The sequence below is a fragment of the Lelliottia sp. genome, assembly GCF_045627565.1.
GTDB lineage: Bacteria > Pseudomonadota > Gammaproteobacteria > Enterobacterales > Enterobacteriaceae > Enterobacter.
The window spans coordinates 34,635-56,214 of record NZ_JAZQNX010000005.1 but is presented as its reverse complement, the minus strand read 5'-3'; the positions used below and the strand labels follow the sequence as shown (position 1 = coordinate 56,214).

General features: G+C 54.3%; 19 protein-coding genes. 6 read left to right on the top strand and 13 right to left on the bottom strand.

Annotated features, from left to right (window positions below; genetic code table 11):
* The first annotated feature begins 427 nt into the window (after positions 1-427).
* Both chiP and chiQ read left to right on the top strand, forming a co-directional pair.
* A complete protein-coding gene (gene chiP / locus ACKI5T_RS02750; RefSeq protein WP_012016596.1) occupies positions 428-1,825 on the top strand; it encodes a chitoporin ChiP in 1,398 nt (465 codons plus the stop codon).
* A 54-nt stretch (positions 1,826-1,879) separates the two neighbouring features.
* The gene (chiQ, locus tag ACKI5T_RS02745; protein WP_133631132.1) at positions 1,880-2,209 is read left to right on the top strand and encodes a ChiQ/YbfN family lipoprotein; all 330 of its coding nucleotides are present in this window, start codon (positions 1,880-1,882) and stop codon (positions 2,207-2,209) included.
* A 126-nt stretch (positions 2,210-2,335) separates the two neighbouring features.
* Here chiQ and fur read toward each other — a convergent pair whose 3' ends face one another.
* The 4 genes from fur to ybfF all read right to left on the bottom strand — a co-directional run bounded on the left by fur (position 2,336) and on the right by ybfF (position 4,951).
* A complete protein-coding gene (gene fur, locus ACKI5T_RS02740; RefSeq protein ID WP_012016598.1) occupies positions 2,336-2,782 on the bottom strand; it encodes a ferric iron uptake transcriptional regulator in 447 nt (148 codons plus the stop codon).
* 291 nt (positions 2,783-3,073) lie between these two features.
* Positions 3,074-3,604, bottom strand: a complete 531-nt coding sequence (gene fldA / locus ACKI5T_RS02735; protein ID WP_012016599.1) for a flavodoxin FldA — start codon at positions 3,602-3,604, stop codon at positions 3,074-3,076.
* A 157-nt stretch (positions 3,605-3,761) separates the two neighbouring features.
* On the bottom strand, positions 3,762-4,049 hold the full coding sequence (gene ybfE / locus ACKI5T_RS02730; RefSeq protein ID WP_012016600.1) for a LexA regulated protein: 288 nt from the start codon (positions 4,047-4,049) through the stop codon (positions 3,762-3,764).
* A gap of 128 nt (positions 4,050-4,177) precedes the next feature.
* Positions 4,178-4,951: an esterase gene (ybfF, locus tag ACKI5T_RS02725; protein ID WP_407435363.1), complete on the bottom strand. Its 774-nt coding sequence runs from the start codon at positions 4,949-4,951 to the stop codon at positions 4,178-4,180.
* Positions 4,952-5,134: 183 nt separating this feature from the next.
* Between ybfF and seqA the strand changes: the two genes are divergently transcribed.
* Together seqA and pgm are read left to right on the top strand one after the other, a co-directional pair.
* Positions 5,135-5,677, top strand: coding sequence for a replication initiation negative regulator SeqA (seqA, locus tag ACKI5T_RS02720; RefSeq protein ID WP_407435360.1), 543 nt, complete (start codon positions 5,135-5,137; stop codon positions 5,675-5,677).
* Positions 5,678-5,701: 24 nt separating this feature from the next.
* Entirely contained in the window at positions 5,702-7,342 is a 1,641-nt protein-coding gene (gene pgm / locus ACKI5T_RS02715; protein ID WP_407435358.1) for a phosphoglucomutase (alpha-D-glucose-1,6-bisphosphate-dependent), read from the top strand.
* A gap of 111 nt (positions 7,343-7,453) precedes the next feature.
* On the opposite strand, the gene potE is transcribed toward pgm, so the two are convergent.
* The 9 genes from potE to kdpF all read right to left on the bottom strand — a co-directional run bounded on the left by potE (position 7,454) and on the right by kdpF (position 19,385).
* Complete coding sequence (gene potE, locus ACKI5T_RS02710) at positions 7,454-8,767, bottom strand: putrescine-ornithine antiporter (protein WP_407435356.1); 1,314 nt, start codon at positions 8,765-8,767, stop codon at positions 7,454-7,456.
* Positions 8,764-10,962: an ornithine decarboxylase SpeF gene (gene speF / locus ACKI5T_RS02705; protein WP_407435354.1), complete on the bottom strand. Its 2,199-nt coding sequence runs from the start codon at positions 10,960-10,962 to the stop codon at positions 8,764-8,766. Before speF ends, potE begins: the two co-directional genes overlap by 4 nt.
* A gap of 255 nt (positions 10,963-11,217) precedes the next feature.
* Complete coding sequence (speFL, locus tag ACKI5T_RS02700) at positions 11,218-11,322, bottom strand: leader peptide SpeFL (RefSeq protein WP_106875989.1); 105 nt, start codon at positions 11,320-11,322, stop codon at positions 11,218-11,220.
* A 276-nt stretch (positions 11,323-11,598) separates the two neighbouring features.
* Complete coding sequence (gene kdpE, locus ACKI5T_RS02695) at positions 11,599-12,276, bottom strand: two-component system response regulator KdpE (protein ID WP_407435352.1); 678 nt, start codon at positions 12,274-12,276, stop codon at positions 11,599-11,601.
* Positions 12,273-14,960, bottom strand: a complete 2,688-nt coding sequence (gene kdpD / locus ACKI5T_RS02690) for a two-component system sensor histidine kinase KdpD (RefSeq protein WP_407435350.1) — start codon at positions 14,958-14,960, stop codon at positions 12,273-12,275. The genes kdpE and kdpD overlap by 4 nt, the downstream gene beginning before the upstream one ends.
* Positions 14,961-15,536, bottom strand: a complete 576-nt coding sequence (kdpC, locus tag ACKI5T_RS02685) for a potassium-transporting ATPase subunit KdpC (protein WP_407435348.1) — start codon at positions 15,534-15,536, stop codon at positions 14,961-14,963.
* Positions 15,537-15,548: 12 nt separating this feature from the next.
* Positions 15,549-17,597, bottom strand: coding sequence for a potassium-transporting ATPase subunit KdpB (kdpB, locus tag ACKI5T_RS02680; RefSeq protein ID WP_407435346.1), 2,049 nt, complete (start codon positions 17,595-17,597; stop codon positions 15,549-15,551).
* A 19-nt stretch (positions 17,598-17,616) separates the two neighbouring features.
* Complete coding sequence (gene kdpA, locus ACKI5T_RS02675) at positions 17,617-19,296, bottom strand: potassium-transporting ATPase subunit KdpA (protein ID WP_407435344.1); 1,680 nt, start codon at positions 19,294-19,296, stop codon at positions 17,617-17,619.
* Positions 19,296-19,385 carry a K(+)-transporting ATPase subunit F gene (gene kdpF / locus ACKI5T_RS02670; protein WP_071818723.1) on the bottom strand — a complete coding sequence of 30 codons (90 nt, stop codon included), beginning with the start codon at positions 19,383-19,385 and terminating at the stop codon, positions 19,296-19,298. The genes kdpA and kdpF overlap by 1 nt, the downstream gene beginning before the upstream one ends.
* Before the next feature lie 308 nt (positions 19,386-19,693).
* On the opposite strand from kdpF, the gene ACKI5T_RS02665 reads away from it, so the two are divergent.
* A complete protein-coding gene (locus ACKI5T_RS02665; protein ID WP_012016611.1) occupies positions 19,694-19,900 on the top strand; it encodes a YbfA family protein in 207 nt (68 codons plus the stop codon).
* 261 nt (positions 19,901-20,161) lie between these two features.
* Positions 20,162-21,574: a deoxyribodipyrimidine photo-lyase gene (gene phrB / locus ACKI5T_RS02660; RefSeq protein ID WP_407435341.1), complete on the top strand. Its 1,413-nt coding sequence runs from the start codon at positions 20,162-20,164 to the stop codon at positions 21,572-21,574.
* Positions 21,575-21,580 lie beyond the last annotated feature (6 nt).

The window sequence follows — 21,580 nt, the reverse complement described above, 5'->3', positions numbered from 1 at the left end:
GAGACAAACGCCGCATATTGCGGCGTTTTTTTTGCTTGTCGATCAGGCTGTTAGTATTTCATCTAAAAAGAGACGTTTAACATTGAGGTCAATGAGCTGCTACTTATTTTATTAAATAAAATTTGATGCGCGTGAGGAGAGGAAAATAAAACGATGTAATCGCTATCAATAATTATTAGTGATTGAATTTAGTTGATTTTTTAATTGAAAAACCCTTCCTGATCTATATGTTACAAATCACTACCAATTATGTGCACTTCGTCATAATCCTGCATTTTGCCCACTGAAAAGCATTGATAATTCGCGTCGCGAAAAATAGTCTAAAGACGGTAGTTAATTCGAGGGTATTTATAACTACCCCTGACCGTTTGGTCTTTTTAGATTTTTCGCCGTTTAAGGCGCTTTAATTCGTCAAAGAGGAACAACTATGCGTACGTTCAGTGGCAAACGTAGTGCGCTGGCGCTGGCTATTGCCGGTGTGACAGCAATGTCTGGCTTTATCGCCTCTCCGCAGGCTCAGGCAGCAGGCTTTATCGATGATTCCACGCTCACGGGCGGTATCTATTACTGGCAACGTGAACGTGACCGTAAAGACGTCACCGAAGATAAATACAAAACCAACTTGTCCCATTCCACCTGGAACGCAAACCTCGATTTCCAGTCAGGTTATGCTGCGGACATGTTCGGGTTGGATATTGCGGCGTTCACTGCCATTGAGATGGCAGAAAATGGCGACAGCGCGCACCCGAACGAAATCGCGTTCTCCTCAAGTAACAAAGCCTACAAAGAAGACTGGTCGGGTGATAAGAGCGGAATAAGCCTCTATAAAGCGGCCGCTAAGTTCAAATACGGTCCGGTTTGGGCTCGCGGCGGGTATATTCAGCCAACCGGTCAGACGCTGTTAGCCCCACACTGGAGCTTTATGCCGGGTACGTATCAGGGCGCTGAAGCCGGGGCAAACTTTGACTACGGTGATGCAGGCGCATTGAGTTTCTCCTACATGTGGACCAACGAATATAAAGCCCCGTGGCATCTGGAGATGGACAAGTTCTATCAGAATGACAAGAAAACCAAAGTCGAATACCTCCACTCATTAGGGGCGAAATATGACTTTAAAAACGATTTAGTGCTGGAAGCGGCTTTTGGTCAGGCAGAAGGATACGTGGATCAATACTTCGCTAAAGCCAGCTATAAATTCGATATCGTCGGCGGCCCGCTGTCCACCAGCTATCAGTTCTACGGCACGCGTGACAAAGTCAGCGATGGTAGCGTGAACGATCTGTATAACGGCACGGCATGGCTGCAAGCATTGACCTTCGGCTACAAAGTCGGGCAAGTTGATTTGCGCCTGGAAGGGACATATGTGAAGGCCGAAGGCCAGCAGGGCTACTTCCTACAGCGTATGACGCCGACCTACGCGTCATCAAATGGTCGCCTGGATATCTGGTGGGATAACCGTTCGGATTTCAACGCCGATGGTGAGAAAGCTGTGTTCTTTGGCGCCATGTATGACCTGAAAAACTGGAATCTGCCGGGGTGGGCGGTTGGCGCATCTTACGCGTATGCATGGGACGCAAAACCTGCAGATATGGCGACGCCAGATGCTTATTATGACCCGAACTATCGCCTGAAAGAGTCCTCCTACAGTCTCGATGCGATCTACACCCTCCAGGAGGGTCGCGCGAAGGGCACGATGTTCAAACTGCACTTCACCCAGTACGACAACCACTCCGATATTCCAAGCTACTCGGGCGGTTACGGCAACATCTTCCAGGATGAGCGTGACGTGAAATTCATGGTCATCGCGCCATTCACTATTTTCTGATGAACGCGCCGGCGGGGTGATTCCCCCCATCCCGCCGGAATGGAGACTGAAATGCTGAAAAAATTGATTATCGTCGCGGTGCTCGCATCGGGACTGGTCGCCTGCGCACAGCCTCAGGCACCAAAAGAAGACTCACGACTGAAAGAGGCGTACAGCGCCTGTATTAACACCGCCGAAGGATCGCCAGAAAAAATCCAGGCCTGTCAGAGCGTGCTGAATGTGCTGAAAAAAGAGAAAGCGCACGAGCAGTTTGCGACGCAGGAAAATGTGCGGGTGCTGGATTACCAGGCTTGTATTCAGGCTCGTCAAACCGGTAACGATCAGGAAGTGGCAAAGCGCTGTGACAAGATCTGGCAGGAGATCCGCAGCAACAATAGCAAGTAATCTTCTTTTGCCACGCCCGGTTGTGCTCCATCCTTAAGTTCTCAGGATGAAGCACAACCGGGCTTTTTCATTTATAGCAGGCAAAAAAAAGCCAACCGTTAGGTTGGCTCAGAGTATGAGACACGATTATTTGGTGTCGTGCGCGTGATCGTTTTCGCGGCAATCGCCTTCTGCACAGTGACCGTAGAGGTACAGGCTGTGGTTGGTCAGACGGATACCATGACGAGTGGCAATCTCACGCTGACGAGATTCGATAGATTCATCGCTAAACTCAATCACCTTGCCGCAATCCAGGCAAATGAGGTGATCGTGGTGATGCTGTTGTGTCAGTTCAAAAACGGATTTACCGCCTTCAAAATTATGACGGGTGACAATCCCGGCGTCATCAAATTGGTTCAGAACGCGATAAACGGTCGCCAGGCCAATCTCTTCGCCCATGTCGATCAGACGTTTATACAAGTCTTCCGCACTGACATGGTGATTGTCCGGCCCTTGCAGTACTTCCAGGATTTTTAAACGAGGAAGCGTCACTTTCAGGCCAGCCTTCTTTAATGCGGTATTGTTGTCAGTCATGCGGAATCTGTCCTGTTGCTAAACGATTCACTTCTAAAGAAGAAGTGACAGAAAATGCACTTGGGATAATGCGTTTCATTATAGAACTGCCATGCTTAAATGAAAACTGCAAGTCTCAAGCAAAGTATGCTTATAAAAACGTGGTATCGCCAACAAAGTTGAGCGAAGGCATCCACTTTAACCTGGGATATTGTACAGGTATGAAAGCAAAAGTTAAAAATTTGTAGCAATTATTTTAATTGGAAATACCTATCAATGCGGCGCAACAGTTTTGCAGCGCCGCACGATCAATCAGGCATTCAGGATATCGTCGAGGTGAAGTTCTTCGCGGATCTGCTTAACCCATTGGTTTACGCGTTCTGCGGTGAGTTCTGGTTGACGGTCTTCGTCAATCGCCAGGCCCACAAAGTGATCGTCATCCGCCAGCCCTTTAGACGCTTCAAAGTGGTAACCCGCCGTTGGCCAATGACCGACAATCGCCGCGCCGCGCGGTTCGATGATGTCGCGGATGGTGCCCAGCGCATCACAGAAGTACTCTGCGTAATCTTCCTGGTCGCCGCAGCCGAACAGCGCGACCAGCTTACCGTTGAAGTCGACTTCTTCCAGCGTTGGGAAGAAATCATCCCAGTCACACTGCGCTTCGCCGTAGTACCAGGTTGGAATGCCCAGCAGCAGAATATCGTAACCTTCGAGGTCTTCTTTGCTGCTCTTCGCAATGTCATGGACGTCGGCAACGTCTTTACCAAGCTGTTTTTGAATGTTTTTTGCGATGTTTTCGGTATTACCGGTATCGCTGCCGAAGAAAATGCCGATGATTGCCATGAGTAAAATAACCTCTTGAAACTTAATGGTATGGTGGCACAAATTGTCCACGGATAAGGGCAATCATAGCAGAACAGGGAAGTCAGCGGAAACAGCTATCACGCGGGACTGCACTCTGTGCTACATGAAAGTGGGATAAGGGCGGATTTTCAGACTTTTACTGAGAATGGCGCAATGCCTGCAGTTGCAGCATAAGCATCTCTTCGATCAGCTCGCTGCGGCTGATTTCACGGGCCTCAGCCAGTTCGCTTAGAGCGTCGACGGCGTCCGCATTGAGTTTTAACTCGACGCGTTTAAGCCCACGACTTTTGTCGCGTTTAAGCTGGTTGCGCTTATTGATGCGCAACTGTTCATCGCGCGAAAGCGGATTGGTTTTAGGTCGTCCCGGTCGACGTTCAGTCGCGAACAGATCTAATGTCGTACGGTCCGTTTGTTCTTTGGCCATGATTCAGAGACTTCGGGGAAAACGAGCGGCCCTGCTATTGCCGGGGCGATGAGCGCGACATCATACATTACTGATATCAGCACGCCAACGACTGGAGGCCAACAGGCGTCCAGTCGCTGACATTTTAATCAAATCGCGTTCTCAGAGAGATAACGACGGATGGCGCGCAGCACCGCTTCCGGTTTTTCGGCGTGAACCCAGTGGCCTGCACCGGCAATCACATGCGCACGCGCCTGCGGGAATTGCGCCAGCAGCGCATCGCGATAGGCTTCGGTGACATACGGTGAATTACCGCCGCGAATAAAGAGCGTAGGGGACTGCCAGGCGGGAACCGGCTGCCAGCCGACAATGTTATCGTACTGATCCCACAGGACCGGCACGTTAAATCGCCACGCGCCCTCGACGAACGACTTCAGCAGAAATTGCACCACGCCTTCTTCATCTAACTGCGCGCGCATAATCGCTGCAGCCTGCTGGCGGGTTGCCACGCCCGCCTCTGTAACCGCATTGATCGCCGCAAAGATTTCATCGTGGCGACGCACATCGTAATCCACGGGCGCCACGTCAATCACCACCAGCTGGTTGATGCGCTCTGGCGCAATTGCCGTCAGGGCCATCACCGCTTTACCGCCCATTGAATGCCCAATCAGCGTCGCTTTTTCAATGCTATTCGCATCGAGCGTATCCAGCAGATCCTGGGCCATGGCCGCGTAGGTCATCTCCGGATCGCGGGCTGAAGTTCCGTGGTTGCGCATATCGACCTGCAAAATATCGTGATCGGTAACCAAATCGCGCGCCAGCACGCCCAAATTATCAAGGCTGCCAAAAAGGCCGTGAACCAGTACGATGGGAGAATTATTGTTCGGCGATTGTGCAGATTGCGCTCGGCTATTCAATTTCATGGCAAAGTTCTTTTTTTACGTATGTCAGGTTAGGGTATTATGTTGACCATTCTGCCGCCCGGCTGCAAGGATCCAGTTTATTCTGACTTTTGCCGCCACCCTGGCTTGACCCTATCCGCGGTTGGGATTAGCCCCTATAATCCCAACGACTTGTATTCAGATAAGATATTGCACTGGATTAAGATGAAAACAATCGAAGTTGATGATGAGCTCTATGCGTATATTGCCAGCCACACGCGACATATTGGCGAGAGTGCGTCCGACATTTTACGTCGCATGCTGAAATTTTCTGCCGCTTCACAGCCTGCAACTCCGGTTTCAAAAGAGGTTCGCGCGTCGAACGTCGTGGCGGAAGCAAAAACCGTTGCGCCTGTTAAAGACAAAGTGCGTGCGGTACGTGAACTGCTGCTCTCCGACGAATACGCAGAGCAAAAGAAAGCGGTTAACCGTTTTCTGCTGGTGCTGACTACACTTTATTCACTGGATAACAAAGCGTTTGCTGAGGCGACTGAGTCGCTCCACGGCCGTACGCGCGTGTACTTCGCGGCGGATGAGCGGACGCTGATTCAAAACGGTAACCAAACCAAACCAAAACAGGTTCCGGGTACCCCCTATTGGGTCATCACCAATACCAACACCGGACGCAAACGCAGCATGGTCGAACACATCATGCAGTCGATGCAATTCCCGGCGGAATTGATTGAAAAGGTTTGCGGAACAATTTAACCCTTGCATAAGAAGGACCAGGCAATGGCAAATCACGAACGTGCGGGTCAGCCTGCACAACAAAGCGATTTGATTAACGTCGCTCAGCTTACCTCTCAGTACTATGTATTGAAGCCGGAAGTGGGCAACGCAGAACACGCAGTGAAGTTTGGTACATCTGGCCACCGCGGCGGCGCGGCACGCCACAGCTTTAACGAACCGCATATTCTGGCCATTGCTCAGGCCATCGCTGAAGAACGCGCCAAAAACGGTATTACCGGTCCGTGCTTCGTCGGTAAAGACACCCACGCACTGTCCGAACCGGCCTTCATTTCCGTGCTGGAAGTGCTGGCAGCGAATGGTGTGGATGTCGTGATCCAGGAAGACAACGGCTATACGCCAACGCCTGCGGTCTCGAACGCTATTCTGGTGCACAACAAAAAAGGCGGCGCGCAGGCGGACGGTATCGTTATCACGCCATCGCACAACCCACCGGATGATGGCGGTATCAAATACAACCCGCCTAACGGTGGCCCGGCTGATACTAATGTCACTAAAGTGGTTGAGGACCGTGCGAACGCGCTGCTGGCTGATAGCCTGAAAGGCGTTAAGCGTATTTCTCTGGATGCTGCGATGGCCTCTGGTCACGTGAAAGCGATCGATCTGGTTCAGCCATTTATCGAAGGGCTGGCGGATATCGTGGACATCGCGGCGATCCAAAAAGCGGGACTCAAGCTGGGCGTCGATCCGCTCGGCGGCTCCGGTATCGAATACTGGAAACGCATCGCTGAGTTCTACAAGCTGGATCTGACCATCGTTAACGATCAGGTCGATCAGACGTTCCGCTTTATGCATCTGGATAAAGATGGCGCAATCCGTATGGACTGCTCTTCCGAGTGTGCGATGGCTGGTTTGCTGGCACTGCGCGACAAGTTCGATCTGGCATTTGCTAACGACCCGGATTATGACCGTCACGGTATCGTCACGCCAGCGGGTCTGATGAATCCAAACCACTATCTGGCGGTGGCGATTAACTATCTGTTCCAGCATCGCCCTCAGTGGGGCAAAGACGTTGCGGTAGGTAAAACGCTGGTGTCATCGGCGATGATCGACCGCGTGGTGAACGATCTGGGCCGTAAGCTGGTGGAAGTGCCGGTTGGTTTTAAATGGTTCGTTGACGGTCTGCATGACGGCAGCTTCGGTTTTGGCGGCGAAGAGAGCGCGGGCGCTTCCTTCCTGCGTTTCGACGGCACGCCGTGGTCGACGGATAAAGACGGGATCATCATGTGCCTGCTGGCCGCCGAAATCACCGCCGTCACCGGCAAAAATCCGCAGGAACATTATAACGAACTGGCTGCGCGATTTGGCGCACCAAGCTACAACCGTATTCAGGCTAGCGCAACCTCCGCTCAGAAAGCGGCGTTGTCTAAGCTCTCTCCAGAGATGGTGAGTGCAAACACGCTGGCGGGTGACCCGATCACCGCGCGTTTGACGGCAGCGCCGGGTAACGGTGCGTCCATCGGCGGTCTGAAAGTGATGACTGAAAACGGCTGGTTCGCAGCACGTCCGTCCGGTACGGAAGATGCGTACAAAATCTATTGCGAAAGTTTCCTCGGCGACGAACACCGTCAGCTGATTGAGAAAGAAGCGGTAGAGATTGTCAGCGAAGTGCTGAAAAACGCGTAAATGTGTTTGATTGCGCGGGGCTGATACTCTCCCCGCAACCTTCTTCCACGGAAGAGGGGAAAAAAACGGCAACCCCAGGGTTGCCGTTTTATTTTTATCTTAACTGCTATCTTAACTGTGCTTATTTTTTAGTTCAAAACGCGGTGACACCAGACCGTATAGCGTCCAGCCCATAAACGTCACCATCGCGCCATACAGCATCGCTTCCTGGCCGGAAGAGTACAATGCATAGAAACTGTAAATGGCCCCGACCAGCGCCACAATATTGGCCACTTTTGCTTTGCCGGGTTCGACATTGGCCATTTTCTGAATGATCACCAGCGCCGCCATCGACAAGATATACGGAATGATATTAGTCACCACGGCCAAATTGACCAGCACGTTGAATTGACTGTTCAGCGACGGGCTAATGGTCATCAGCGACAAACCGCTCTGGAAAATAACAATCGCCAGCATTCCCTGAATCGGCGCTTCTGACTTGCTCACACGCGAGAAGATTTTTGGGAAATAACCGGAGTCCGCGGAGGATTTGAACACCTGCGCAATCGTGAACTGCCAGCCGAGCAGTGAACCGCAGCAGGACATCACCATCAGCCCCATGATCACTTTCCCGACTTCCGGCGTAAACATCTGCGCAAAGGCCAGACCAAACGGCGCGGTAGAGTTTGCCAGATCCATATTCGGCACAATCCCGGCGATCACGTTGGTTGAAACGATGTAAATCACTGCGGCACCCAGCGTACCGCCCAGCACCGCAATCGGCACGTTGCGCTCTGGGTTTTCCACCACTTCGGCGTTGGCACACGCCGACTCCAGCCCAAGAAATGCCCACAGCGTCATGGCAATCGACGACCCGACCGCGGTAAAGAACGGTACGTGATGTGGGTTCCAGGAGTTGGCGTACAGCGTTGGGCTAAACCAGAACCAGCCGATAATGCACAGCCCGACGACCGGGATGATCACTCCCCAGACGGTCACGCTGCTGATTTGCCCGGTAATGCGCGCACCACCAAAGTTGGCAATAGTACAAAGCCACAGTACGCCAATAGTCGCGAGGCCGATCTGCACCGGCGTAAGCGCGGCACCAAACAGCTCCGTGCCGTAGCCGACAGCAGAAATAGCAATCGCCACGTTAGCGATCAGCAGCGACACGCCGTAGGTGTAGTTGGCCATAAAATTGCCCGACTTACCGAAGGCATATTCGGCGTAACCGCCCATCCCGCCGGTCTTGCGGCTGAACATTCCGCATTTAGCAAACGCCCACGCCAGCGCCATCGACCCGACGGCTGTGACCAGCCAGGAGATAATCGAGACCGTCCCCACTTCCGCAAGTTTGGTGGGTAGCATGATGATGCCTGATCCCATCATGTTCACCATTGTCAGAATAGTGAGCTGCGCCACCCCCATCTTATTGGATTTGCTCATAGTTTTTCCCCTTTCAGCAGCGCTGGCTGCGCAACGGGTTGTTTAATCACGTAGCAACGTACCTGTTTACGTCCGTCACACTCTTCGATATACACGCCCTGCAGTTCCGGCGCGAAGCCCGGCAGCAGGTTGATGCCTTCTTCCAGCGCGGTGAAATAGCGCAGGACCGCATCGCCCCAGATTTCACCAGGGACGACACACAGCACGCCCGGTGGGTAAGGGAGCGCGCCTTCAGCGGCAATTCGACCTTCGGCATCGCGCAGAGAAACCAGCTCTACTTCACCGCGCAGATAGGCGTAGTTGGCCTCCTGCGGATTCATCATTACCTGCGGGAAATGCGCTTTGCGGAACATCTCTTTTTGCAGCTGTTTCACGTTGTGACGGGCGTAGAGATCGTGCATCTCCTGGCAAATCTGGCGCAGTGAATAATCGGCGTAGCGTTCAGGATGCTGTTTATACAGCGACGGAAGCACCTCTTTCAGCGGTGCGTCGGTTTCCAGGAGTTTTTCGAAACGCACCAGTTGCGCAATGAGCTGCTGCAGCTTGCCCATATCTTCGGCTGGCGTGAGCAGGAACAGAATCGAGTTGAGGTCGCATTTCTCCGGGACAATCCCGTTCTCGCGCAGGAAGTTAGCCAGGATGGTGGCGGGCACGCCGAAATCATCGTACTCACCGGTACGCGCGTTGATGCCCGGCGTCGTGAGCAGTAATTTGCACGGGTCGATAAAGTATTGATGCTCGGCATAGCCCTCAAAGGCGTGCCACTGTTCGCCGGGAACGAAGTGGAAGAAGCGCAAATCCGATGAAATATCGGCCGTCGGCCAGCTTTCCCACGCTTTGCCCTCCACCGTTTCCGGAACAAACGGACGAATAAACTGGCAGTTTTGCAGGATCAGTTTGCGCGCCTCAATACCATTGACCACGCAGTCCATCCACATGTTGCGCCCACTCTGCCCCTCGTGCATGCGGGCGTTAATATCCAGCGCCGCAAACAGCGGGTAGAACGGACTGGTGGAGGCGTGCATCATAAAAGCGTTGTTCAACCGTTTGTGCGGCACGTAACGCTGCTGACCTTTGATGTGACTGTCTTTCTTGTGGATCTGCGAGGTTTGCGAGAATCCGGCCTGCTGTTTATGCACGGACTGCGTCACCAATATTCCCGGATCGTTTTCATTCAGATCCAGCAGCAGCGGGGAACAATCTGCCATCATAGGGATAAACTGTTCATAGCCGACCCATGCGGAATCAAACAGAATGTAGTCGCAGAGATGACCAATTTTATCGACCACCTGGCGGGCGTTATAAATGGTGCCGTCATAGGTTCCCAGTTGAATCACCGCCAGACGGAAAGGGCGCTCATCGCGGGCGCGGCCAGGCGCCACTTCACTCACCAGCTCGCGCAGATAATTTTCTTCGAAACAGTGCGCGTCGATACCGCCAATAAAGCCGTACGGGTTGCGTGCAGTTTCCAGATAAACCGGCGTCGCGCCTGCCTGAATGAGCGCACCATGGTGGTTAGATTTGTGATTATTGCGGTCGAAAAGCACTAAATCGCCCGGCGTAAGCAGGGCATTCAGCACCACTTTATTGGACGATGACGTTCCGTTCAGCACGAAATAGGTTTTATCTGCATTGAACACTTTTGCGGCGTGTTTTTGGGCCGTGCATGGCGCGCCCTCGTGGATCAACAGATCGCCCATTGCCACATCGGCGTTGCACAGATCGGAGCGGAACAGCGTCTCACCGAAGAAATCCACGAACTGATTGCCGGCTGGATGGCGGCGGAAGAACTGGCCGCCCTGATGCCCCGGACAGTCGAACGCGCTGTTGCCCTGTTTGACGTAGTCCACCAGCGCGCGGAAGAACGGCGGGCGCAGCTGAATTTCGTACTTCTGCGCGGCGGCTTCCAGTTGGCGTCCGTAAAAGTCGTTACTGGTGTCATTGCACTCAAACACGCCCTGAATGCGTGACAAATATTCTGCCGGAACCATTTCTTCTTTATGAGTAGCAATAAATACCGGAATGCCAAATCCGGTGGCTTCTATTTCTTCTATTGTGCCGTTGAAAATATCACTGACGGCCAGAACCACGGCGGCGATATCAATATAATCGGAGGCGCTGATATCGATCATTTCACGTGTGGTGGTAAAACAATCTGGACAGGCGCGGCTGACGGCAATTTTTAGCAATTTCATATTCATCTCTTTATTTTTGGCAATATTCACCCATCGGTTTCTTTTAAATAAGAAATCGATATTCCCCGGAAAAAAACAAAATGTGGCCGCTGATAAAATAATCAGTGAATTTGCTTTTTTGATGAGTTAAACCCTAATCGTCCGGTGACGAAGATCTCAGGATTTAAAAGAATGAGCGTGCGCGTTCACAGACATATGCCTGTAAAACAAAGGGTTCAGGATGACCTGTGTACGGACACGCCAGCAGAAGGGTCTCTACCGGGCGTTGAAGAAATGAAAATCAAAGCTGTTGCGGTGGGCGAACATCATAATATGCGTTGTCCGCCTGATGTGAGGCATTAAACGATTATTGTTTTCCATGCTTATTTTCCTTTCAGTAATTGAAAGCACGGTCATTTTATCCAGGAAAAGGCTACAAACCGTGAGGATGATCACCCTTAACCGATCAAATTAGAAATAAATATTCGTTTTGAGTGAATAGTGCAGATCAAAATTCTGTATTGTAGTGATGGTGTTAACACCATGTTTAATGGATGTGTTGTTTATCCTAAATAAAGCATCTATAAACTTTTCGTTATTATGGGAATATAAAAAGAGAGATTTGAAGTTGGCGATTTAAATAAAGTGAATATTTATTCAAAGCATAAAGCGATAACCGATACCGGTTTCAGTTAATAAATGGCGGGGGCGCGCAGGGTCAACTTCGAGTTTCTGACGAAGGTGGCCCATATATATGCGTAAATAATGACTATGCTCGACGGCGTTCGGACCCCAGACCTGATTCAGGAGCTGGCGTTGCGTCAGCACCTTGCCGTGGTTATTCAAAAGAATAGCCAGCAGGCGAAATTCAATCGGGGTGAGGTGAATCTCTTGCGCGCCGCGAAGAATGCGTCGCGCGGCGAGATTAACCTGAATGTCTGAGAAGGTAAACACCGGCTCATCGGGCGTCGTGGCGCTGTGGCGACGTAATGCGACGCGCAGCCGCGCCTGAAGTTCACCGATGCCAAACGGTTTGCTGAGATAATCATCGGCACCGGCATCCAGCGCGGCAATTTTATCTGTCTCTTCCGCGCGGGCAGAAAGCACAATAATCGGCATCTGACTCCACTGGCGAACCTCGCGGATAAAATCGATACCGTCGCCGTCTGGCAAACCTAAATCGAGGATCACCAGATCGGGTTTGCGCGTCGCGGCTTCAATCAGGCCACGCTGTAACGTTCCGGCGTCAAACACGCGCAAGCCGTCTCCTTCCAGCGCGGCGCGCAGGAATCGGCTAATAGCATGTTCGTCTTCGACAATCAGAACGTTAATCACAAATCCTCTGGTAATTCATCCAGTTCCGGCGGGGCTTCCAGCGGAAGTGTAACACAAAAACAGGCCCCGCCTTCCGGACGGTTATGCGCGGCGATCGTCCCACCGTGAACCTCGACAATGGCCTGGCAGATCGCCAGCCCAAGCCCGACTCCCGGAATGGCCGACTCTTTATTCCCACGGGCAAATTTCTCAAAAATAGCGGCTTCCTGCCCAAGCGGAATGCCGGGGCCATCGTCCCAAATCTCAAGGCGTAATGCCTGATTTGCCACGTCTGCATTCAGCCCGATCTCTGCTTTGGAACCGGCATATTTCGCCGCGTTTTCCAGCAGATTAATCAGCACACGCTCAAACAGCGGCCCGTCGACGTGAATCAGCGCCAGCGGCTCCGGCATGTTCAGAGAAATGTGGCGTCCGCCGAGGCCAGGCTCCAGCATTTTCAAGGCGCTGCCAACCACCTCTTCCAGCGTGAGCCACTCTTTTTTGAGGTTAAATCCGCCGGACTGAATGCGCGCCATATCCAGCAGATTATTCACCAGTCGCGTGGTGTTGAGCACGTGCTGGCGGATCTCACTGGCCTGCGGTGCGTGCGGGGAATTTTCAGCCGCCAGATCGAGCGTTAAAATTTCCGCCTGGCCAAACAGAACGGTCAGCGGCGTGCGCAGATCGTGAGAGAGCGCCGCCAGCAGGGAGTTGCGGATGCTTTCGCGCTCGCTCGCCATCCGCGCCTGTTCTTCGCTGGCTGTCAGCGCCAGGCGTTCAAGGGCGCTGGCGACCAGCAGCGTGAAGGTTTCCAGAAGACGCTGCTGTTCCGGGATCATTAGCTGTCGCAGATGGGTCGGTTCAACGATAACCAGCCCCAGATTCTTGTCGGCGCTGCGCAGTGGCAAAATCAAATAGGGCACACCGGGTAAGGTGTCCGTGCCTGCGCCTGCGGGTAAACCTTTATCAAAACTCCAGCGGGCAATCGCGTCATCCCACGGCGTCATGCCGCTTGCCGAGGTCAACGGGCGCAGTTTCCCGTGCTCATCGGGCAGCAAAATCAGGCTGTTAGCGTGGAACGTTGAGCGGATAAACTGCTCGCTGGTCTGCACGATATCGTGCGACGTGCGGCCCACCGCCAGTGATTTTGACATCTCATAAAGATGACGTGTGCGCTGCTCGCGATAGCGGGCGATTCGTGCCTGATAACGCACGCCCGCGGTGAGATTCCCGACGATAAGCCCGACGGTGAGCATCACCGCAAACGTCAGAATGTACTGCACGTCCGACACCGCCAGCGTTCCGCGCGGCGCAATAAAAAACAGATCAAAGCTGGCGACGTTTATCACCGTGGCGAGCACTGACGGCCAGCGTCCGTAAAGCAGAGCGACAATCACCACGCCAAGCAGATAAATCATCACCAGATTGGCCGCGTCAAACGCGACAAGCCACTGGCTGGCCACGAACGTGATCAGCGCGCACAGGACCGTCGCAACCAGACAGCCACGAAGCTGAATGCGCCATTTCTCACCGAAAGGGCGCACATCTGTTGTCCGGTTTGGCAGGGGAGCGGGTTTGTCGTCAAGGGCGACTATCACTAAATCCAGGTCGGGCGCGCGTTTTGCCAGTTTGTCGGCGAACGACTCGCGGCTAAACCAGCGGCGGTGATGGCGACGGCCAATCACAATTTTGCCCAGGTTGTGTTCGCGGGCGTAGCGGAGAATGGCTTTGTCTTCAGCGGGATCGGACAGGGTGGCGGTTTCTGCACCCAACTCTTGCGCCAGACGTAAGGCGCTCAAAATTGCGCGACGTTGATGCTCAGGCAGTGCATGCAGATGCGGCGTTTCGACATAAACCGCATGCCAGACGCTGCCGAATTTTGCCGCCAGCCGGGCGGCGGTGCGCACCAGCTTTTCGTTGCCACTTCCGTGGCCGATGCACAGTAAAACCGCGTCGCGGGTGTGCCAGACGCGATCCTGTCCCTGCCGGTCACGCCAGGCACGCATCTGATCGTCCACCCGATCGGCGGTGCGTCTGAGCGCCAGTTCACGCAGGGCGATCAGATTCCCCTTGCGAAAGAAATGTTCGATGGCCCGTTCGGCCTGCCCGGTAATATAGACTTTGCCCTCGTGCAGACGCTGGCGCAGATCGTCCGGCGGCAGATCGACCAGCACCACTTCATCGGCGGAATCAAAAAAGGGATCGGGTACGGTTTCGCGCACCTGAATGCCGGTGACGCCGCTGACCACATCGTTCAGGCTTTCCAGATGCTGCACGTTAACGGTGGTAAAGACGTCGATACCCGCTTCCAGCAGCTCCTCGACATCCTGCCAGCGCTTTGGATGACGTGAGCCAGGCGCATTGCTGTGCGCCAGTTCATCCATCAGGATCAGCGCCGGGCGGCGGGCGAGGGCGGCGTCGAGATCAAATTCCGTCACCAGACGACCGCGATGGCTGGTTCGCCGGGCGGGCTGCGTGGCTAATCCTTCCAGCAGCGCTGCCGTTTCTTTGCGTCCGTGCGTTTCCACCACGCCGATCACAATGTCTAAACCCTGCGCCCGTAACCGCTGCGCTTCCGCCAGCATGGCGTAAGTTTTCCCGACGCCCGCGCAGGCACCAAAAAACACCTTAAGCTTGCCGCGATGAGGGGCGGCTGTCTGTTCCAGCAGTCGGTCAGGATCCGGGCGCACAGGCTCGTCGGTCATTTAGTTTTTCCTTTGCGCGTCCAGCGCCAGATTCAGCTCAACAATATTCACTACCGGCATACCGATAAAATTGACCAGCGGTTTTTGCGTATGTTCCTCTACCACCTTGCGCACCTGTTCGGTGGTCAACTGGCGGGCAGCCGCCACGCGCGGGATCTGCCATGCGACCGATTCGGGCGTCAGGCTGTAATCCAGCCCGCTGGCTGAGGCCGTAACCAGCTCAACCGGCACATCACGGCTGGCCTGCGGATTGGCAGCGCGCAGTGCAGCAACGCGTTCGCCGATCGCGTTATCCAGCTCGGGATTGCTCCCTGCCAGATTACTCCCGCCAGACGCCATCGGATTATACGGGCTTTCCGCAGTGGCGGAAGGACGTCCCTGAAAGTAGCCCGCGTCGTTAAAATTCTGCCCAATCAGGCGCGAACCGCGATTTTCACCGTTCTGAATGATCAGCGAACCGTTGGCCTGATCGGTAAACCACCACTGGCCAAGCGCCGTCGTGAGCAGCGGATAAAGCCCACCGGTCACCAGCGTTAACAGAATAAACAGCAGTATAGCGGGGCGTAACATAGTCATTTGATTTACCTTTTAAACCAGCCCGAACACGGTCAGCAGCATGTCGATAATCTTGATACCGATAAACGGCACCACAAGTCCACCCAGACCATAAATCCACAGGTTGCGGCGCAGCATAGCGGCTGCCGTCAGCGGTTTATAGCTCACACCTTTTAGCGCCAGCGGGATCAGGAAGACAATAATCAGCGCGTTAAAAATCACGGCGCTGAGAATGGCCGACGCCGGAGAGTGCAGGTGCATCACGTTCAGGGCGTTGAGCTGCGGATAGGTCGCCGCAAACGCCGCAGGAATAATGGCAAAATACTTTGCCACGTCGTTGGCGATACTGAACGTGGTCAGCGATCCGCGCGTCATCAGCATCTGTTTGCCGATGTGCACCACTTCAATCAGCTTGGTCGGGTTAGAGTCGAGATCAACCATGTTGCCCGCTTCTTTCGCCGCCTGAGTGCCCGAGTTCATCGCTACCGCCACGTCCGCCTGCGCCAGTGCGGGGGCGTCGTTGGTGCCGTCGCCGGTCATTGCCACCAGGCGTCCTTCTGCCTGGTACTGACGAATCAACGCCAGTTTGGCTTCCGGCGTGGCTTCAGACAGGAAATCGTCCACGCCCGCTTCGGCAGCGATTGCGGCGGCGGTCAAACGGTTATCCCCGGTGATCATCACCGTTTTGATCCCCATTTTACGCAGCTGGGCAAAGCGCTCTTTAATGCCGCCTTTCACGATATCTTTCAGGGCAATCACGCCGAGTACGGTTGCGCCTTCGGCGACCACCAGGGGCGTTGCACCCTGACGCGCCACGTTCTCCACCAGACGGTCGACTTCCGGCGGGAAGTGGCCGTTGTTGGCTTCAATGTGGCGACGAATGGCGTCAACAGAGCCTTTGCGAATCATGCGATCCTGGATGTTAATCCCGCTCATGCGCGTTTGCGCCGTGAACGGCACAAAGGTGGCCTGCAGGCTTTGCACATCCCGCTGGCGCAGGTTAAAGCGCTGCTTTGCGAGGATCACGATACTGCGGCCTTCCGGCGTTTCATCGGCCAGTGATGAGAGCTGTGCGGCGTCGGCCAGCGTTTTTTCATCCACGCCGGGCGCGGGCAAAAATTCGGATGCCTGGCGGTTGCCGAGGGTAATGGTCCCGGTTTTATCCAGCAGCAACACATCCACGTCACCCGCCGCTTCTACGGCACGACCGCTGGTGGCGATGACGTTTGCGCCGAGCATCCGGCTCATCCCCGCCACGCCAATCGCCGACAGCAATCCGCCGATGGTCGTTGGGATAAGGCAGACCAGCAGTGCCACCAATACCGTAACGCTGACCGCCGTGCCGCCGTAGGCGGAGAACGGCCACAGGGTGGCGGTTGCCAGCAGGAAAACAATCGTCAGGGCCACCAGTAAAATGGTCAGCGCAATTTCGTTTGGCGTTTTGCGACGCTGTGCCCCTTCGACCATCGCGATCATGCGGTCGAGGAAGGTTTCGCCAGGGTTGACGCTGCACTGGACAACCAGCCAGTCGGAGAGAATCCGCGTCCCGCCGGTGACGGAGGCGAAATCACCGCCAGACTCACGGATCACCGGTGCAGATTCCCCGGTGATCGCGCTCTCATCGACCGATGCACCGCCTTCGATGACTTCCCCGTCGCACGGGATAATATCGCCCGCTTCGACCAACACGACGTCGCCTTTGCGCAGCTCGTCAGCCGGGACGTGGTCCATCTGCGCACCATATTTTGGCTCGCGCAGTTTGCGGGCAAATGCCGTCTTATTGATGCCTTTCAGGCTGTTGGCCTGCGCCTTACTGCGGCCTTCCGCCAGCGCTTCGGCTACGTTGGCGAAAAGCACCGTAAACCACAGCCAGACGCTAATCGCGCCGGTAAAGCCCGCATCGCCCACCAGATGCCCGGTTGCCATCGCCACTGCCAGCGCGGTGGTGACCACGCTGCCAATCCAGACAATAAACATCACCGGGTTGTGCCACTGCACGCGCGGGCTGAGTTTTTTGACCGCATCCATCAACGCCTGGCGAACCAGCGAGGGTTCTAAAAGGGCCAGTTGTTTACGACTCATGACTTATGTCTCCGCTCAATTAGCGTAAAGAAAGATGTTCCGCGACCGGGCCTAACGCGAGGGCGGGGATAAAGGTCAATGCCCCCACCAGCAGCACGGTACCAATCAGCAGGCCGACAAACAGCGCCCCGTGGGTTGGCAGCGTTCCGCTGGAGGTGGGCTGAATGTTTTTGCTGACAAGCGATCCGGCGATAGCCATCACCGGGACGATCACCCCAAAGCGACCGACGAACATGCAGAACGCCAGCAGGCAGTTCCAGAACGGAGAGTTAGCGCTTAATCCGGCGAAGGCGCTGCCGTTGTTGTTGGCGGCAGATGAGACGGCGTACAGCACTTCGCTAAAGCCGTGAATGCCAGGGTTGAAAATGCCGCTGCGTCCGGCGTCGGTCATCAGCGCCAGCGCCGTGCCCATCAGCACCAGCGTAGGGGTCACCAGAATCGCCAGCGCGGTCAGCTTCATCTCCCGCACGTCGATTTTTTTACCCAGATATTCTGGCGTGCGGCCAATCATCAGCCCGGCGATAAACACCGCCAGCAGGACAAACAGCAGCATGCCGTACAGCCCGGATCCCACCCCGCCAAACACCACTTCACCGATCTGCATCAGCCACAGCGGGATCATGCCGCCGAGCGCGGTGAAGGAGTCATGCATCGCATTCACCGCGCCGCAGGAGGCCGCCGTGGTGACCACCGCGTACAGACTGCTGGCGAGTATGCCGAAACGGCTCTCTTTGCCTTCCATATTGATGTTGCTGTCGACACCGAGCTGCATAAAGTGCGCGTTGCCATGCCATTCAGCCCACATCACCAGCGCGACGCAGACCACGAAGATAATTGACATCGCCCAGAGCAACGTGCGCCCCTGGCGGCGGTCGTTCACCACATCGCCAAAGGCAAAGCAGAGTGCGGCGGGGATCAGGAAGATCGCCAGCATCTGCACAACGTTAGTCAGCGCGGTTGGGTTTTCGAACGGGTGCGAGGAGTTGGCATTGAAGAATCCGCCGCCGTTCGTTCCGAGGATTTTGATGGCTTCCTGCGAGGCCACCGGCCCCATCGGCAGCATCTGTTTTACCCCCTCAAGCGAGGTGTAAGACGCATACGGCAGCAGGTTTTGCAGCGTACCTTGCTGGATAAAGAACAGGGCGATAACCAATGAAATGGGCAGCAGCACCCACAGCGTAATTCGCGTGAGATCGACCCAGGCGTTGCCGAGTGTGTTCACTTTTTGCCGGGCAAAAGCGCGCGTCAGGGCAAAAATCACCGCGATGCCGCTGGCTGCCGACAGGAAGTTTTGTACGGTTAACCCCACCATCTGGCTGAAATAGCTGAGCGTGGTTTCACCTGCATACGATTGCCAGTTGGTATTGCTGACGAAACTGACGGCGGTATTCAGCGCCAGATGCCAGCTTAACCCCGGCAACTGCTGCGGGTTGAGCGGCAAAAAGCCCTGCAACATCAGCATCGAGAACAGGACAAAAAGGCCGAACACATTCAGCAGCAGAATAGCGAGCAGATATTGCCGCCAGTTCATCTCCTGATTTTGGATGCCGAGTACGCGCCACACTCCGTTTTCCACACCGCCAACCAGAGGCAGCGGGACGCCGTTAATCATTCGCGCCAGCACGTTTCCCAGCGGTCGTGCCAGCAGGAATAGCAGCAATAAAAAACTGGCGATAAGTAAAAATCCTTGAGCGGCCATCAGAATGCCTCCGCATTAAACAAGGCGTAGACCAGATACCCTAATAACAGGAAAACCAACACGATGCCGGCAATCAGACCTGCACTCACAATTCACCTCCGGGTGACATTTGTCTTTGTGCAAAAGGTAGGATTTACGGCGCAAAGATTTTGCAAAAATCGGCGGGGGAGGTGTAAAAAAAGTATAAAAACGCTAAAACCATAATTTAACTATTGGTAAGTATCTTGTTAACTTTTTCGTAACTTAATTACAGGTGAAGTGTAAATATTCATTAAATGAATACAAATAAGTGGTCGGATGAGTAGTAAAATTACAAACAAAACGGTACTATTTTAGCCAGATAACCACTTTTGAATTTTCCGGATAACGTTTCCGGCCAACTATAGGGGAGAAAATAATGGACCTTTACAAAGAGTATCCAGCACATGTTGTCTTTTTACGTCGCACCTTCGCTGTAGTGGCGGGTGTTCTGGCGTTACCGGTGATGCTTTTCTGGAAAGACCGTGCCCGTTTTTACAGCTATCTGCACCGCGTCTGGGCGAAAACCAGCGAGAAACCGGTCTGGATGGATCAGGCGGAAAAAGCGACCTGCGACTTCTATTAATACAAAGATGACACACAGCAATGTCAGAGCCGCCACAGAGATGTGGCGGTTTTTTTATGCCCGCGCTTGAGGTTTATCCCTTCAGATTGTCAGGAATCTTCCGCCGTTAAGCTGAATTAACGGTGTTGTACTGCTTGCTCCAGTAACATAACTTAAACATTATAGCGTCAGGTATTCCGACGCTGTTTCGGACGACGACGCGATGTTAGCGTGCGACCGGAAACGCTACGCTTAGGTTATGGACAATTATTCAGGAGTGTTATGACCACGCATCTGGTCTGGTTTCGCGCGGATCTGCGCCTTCATGACAATATCGCCCTCGCGGCTGCCTGCCGGAGTCAACACGCGCGGGTGCTGGCCGTGTTTATCGCCACACCCGATCAGTGGCGATTGCATGACATGGCCCCGCGACAGGCGGCATATCTGCGCGTGCATCTTAATGGATTGCAGCAGGGGCTGGCGGAGAGAGGCATTCCGCTCATCTATGAAGAGGTGAGTGATTTTGCGGCGCAAAGCGCAAAAGTGCAGCAGCTCTGTCAGCAATACGACGTCACCCATCTTTTCTACAACTATCAATACGAATTCAACGAACAGCAGCGCGACCGGCAGCTCGAAAAAACGCTCGACGGCGTGGTCTGTCAGGGCTTTGACGACAGCGTGATGATGCCGCCTGGCAGCGTCATGACCGGGAATCACGAGATGTACAAAGTGTTTACCCCGTTCAAAAATGCGTACGTCAAGCGCCTGAAAGAGGGGCTGCCGGAATGCGTGGCCGCGCCCGCTGTCAGAGAACAAAAGCTGCCGCCATCCGCTGAAATCGAATTCAACTACCCGCAGCTGGATTTTGATGCTGAGCTGTTTCCTGCCAGCGAGAAAGCCGCTATCGCGCAGCTTCGCCATTTCTGTCAAAACGGCGCGGGTGAGTACGAAGCGCGACGCGATTTCCCTTCTATCGACGGCACCAGCCGGTTATCGGCCTGTTTAGCGTTGGGCGTGCTCTCGCCACGTCAGTGTTTACACCGTCTGCTCGCGGAGCAGCCCAGAGCGCTGGACGGTGGTGAGGGCTCGGTGTGGCTGAACGAACTTATCTGGCGAGAATTTTATCGCCATCTGATGACCTATCATCCTGATTTATGTAAACATCGGCCCTTCATTCGCTGGACCGACAACGTGCAATGGCAGCACGACGATGTGCTGTTGCAGGCCTGGCAGGACGGGAAAACGGGCTATCCGATTGTCGATGCGGCAATGCGCCAGCTCAACGAAACGGGATGGATGCACAATCGTCTGCGGATGATTGTGGCGAGTTTTCTGGTGAAAGACTTGCTTATCGACTGGCGTGCCGGAGAGCGATATTTTATGGCACAGCTGATTGATGGCGACCTGGCCGCCAACAATGGCGGCTGGCAGTGGGCGGCCTCAACCGGAACGGACGCTGCGCCCTATTTTCGTATTTTTAATCCGACCACTCAGGGGCAACGGTTTGACGCCACGGGCGAGTTTATCCGTAAGTGGCTGCCATCACTTCGTGATGTGCCGATTAAATCCCTTCATGAACCCTGGGTGTGGGCCGATAAAGCGGGCGTGACGCTCGATTATCCGCGCCCGATTGTCGATCATAAACAGGCGCGCGTCGCCACACTGGCGGCCTATGAAGCCGCCCGCAAAGTGTAAGAGAGT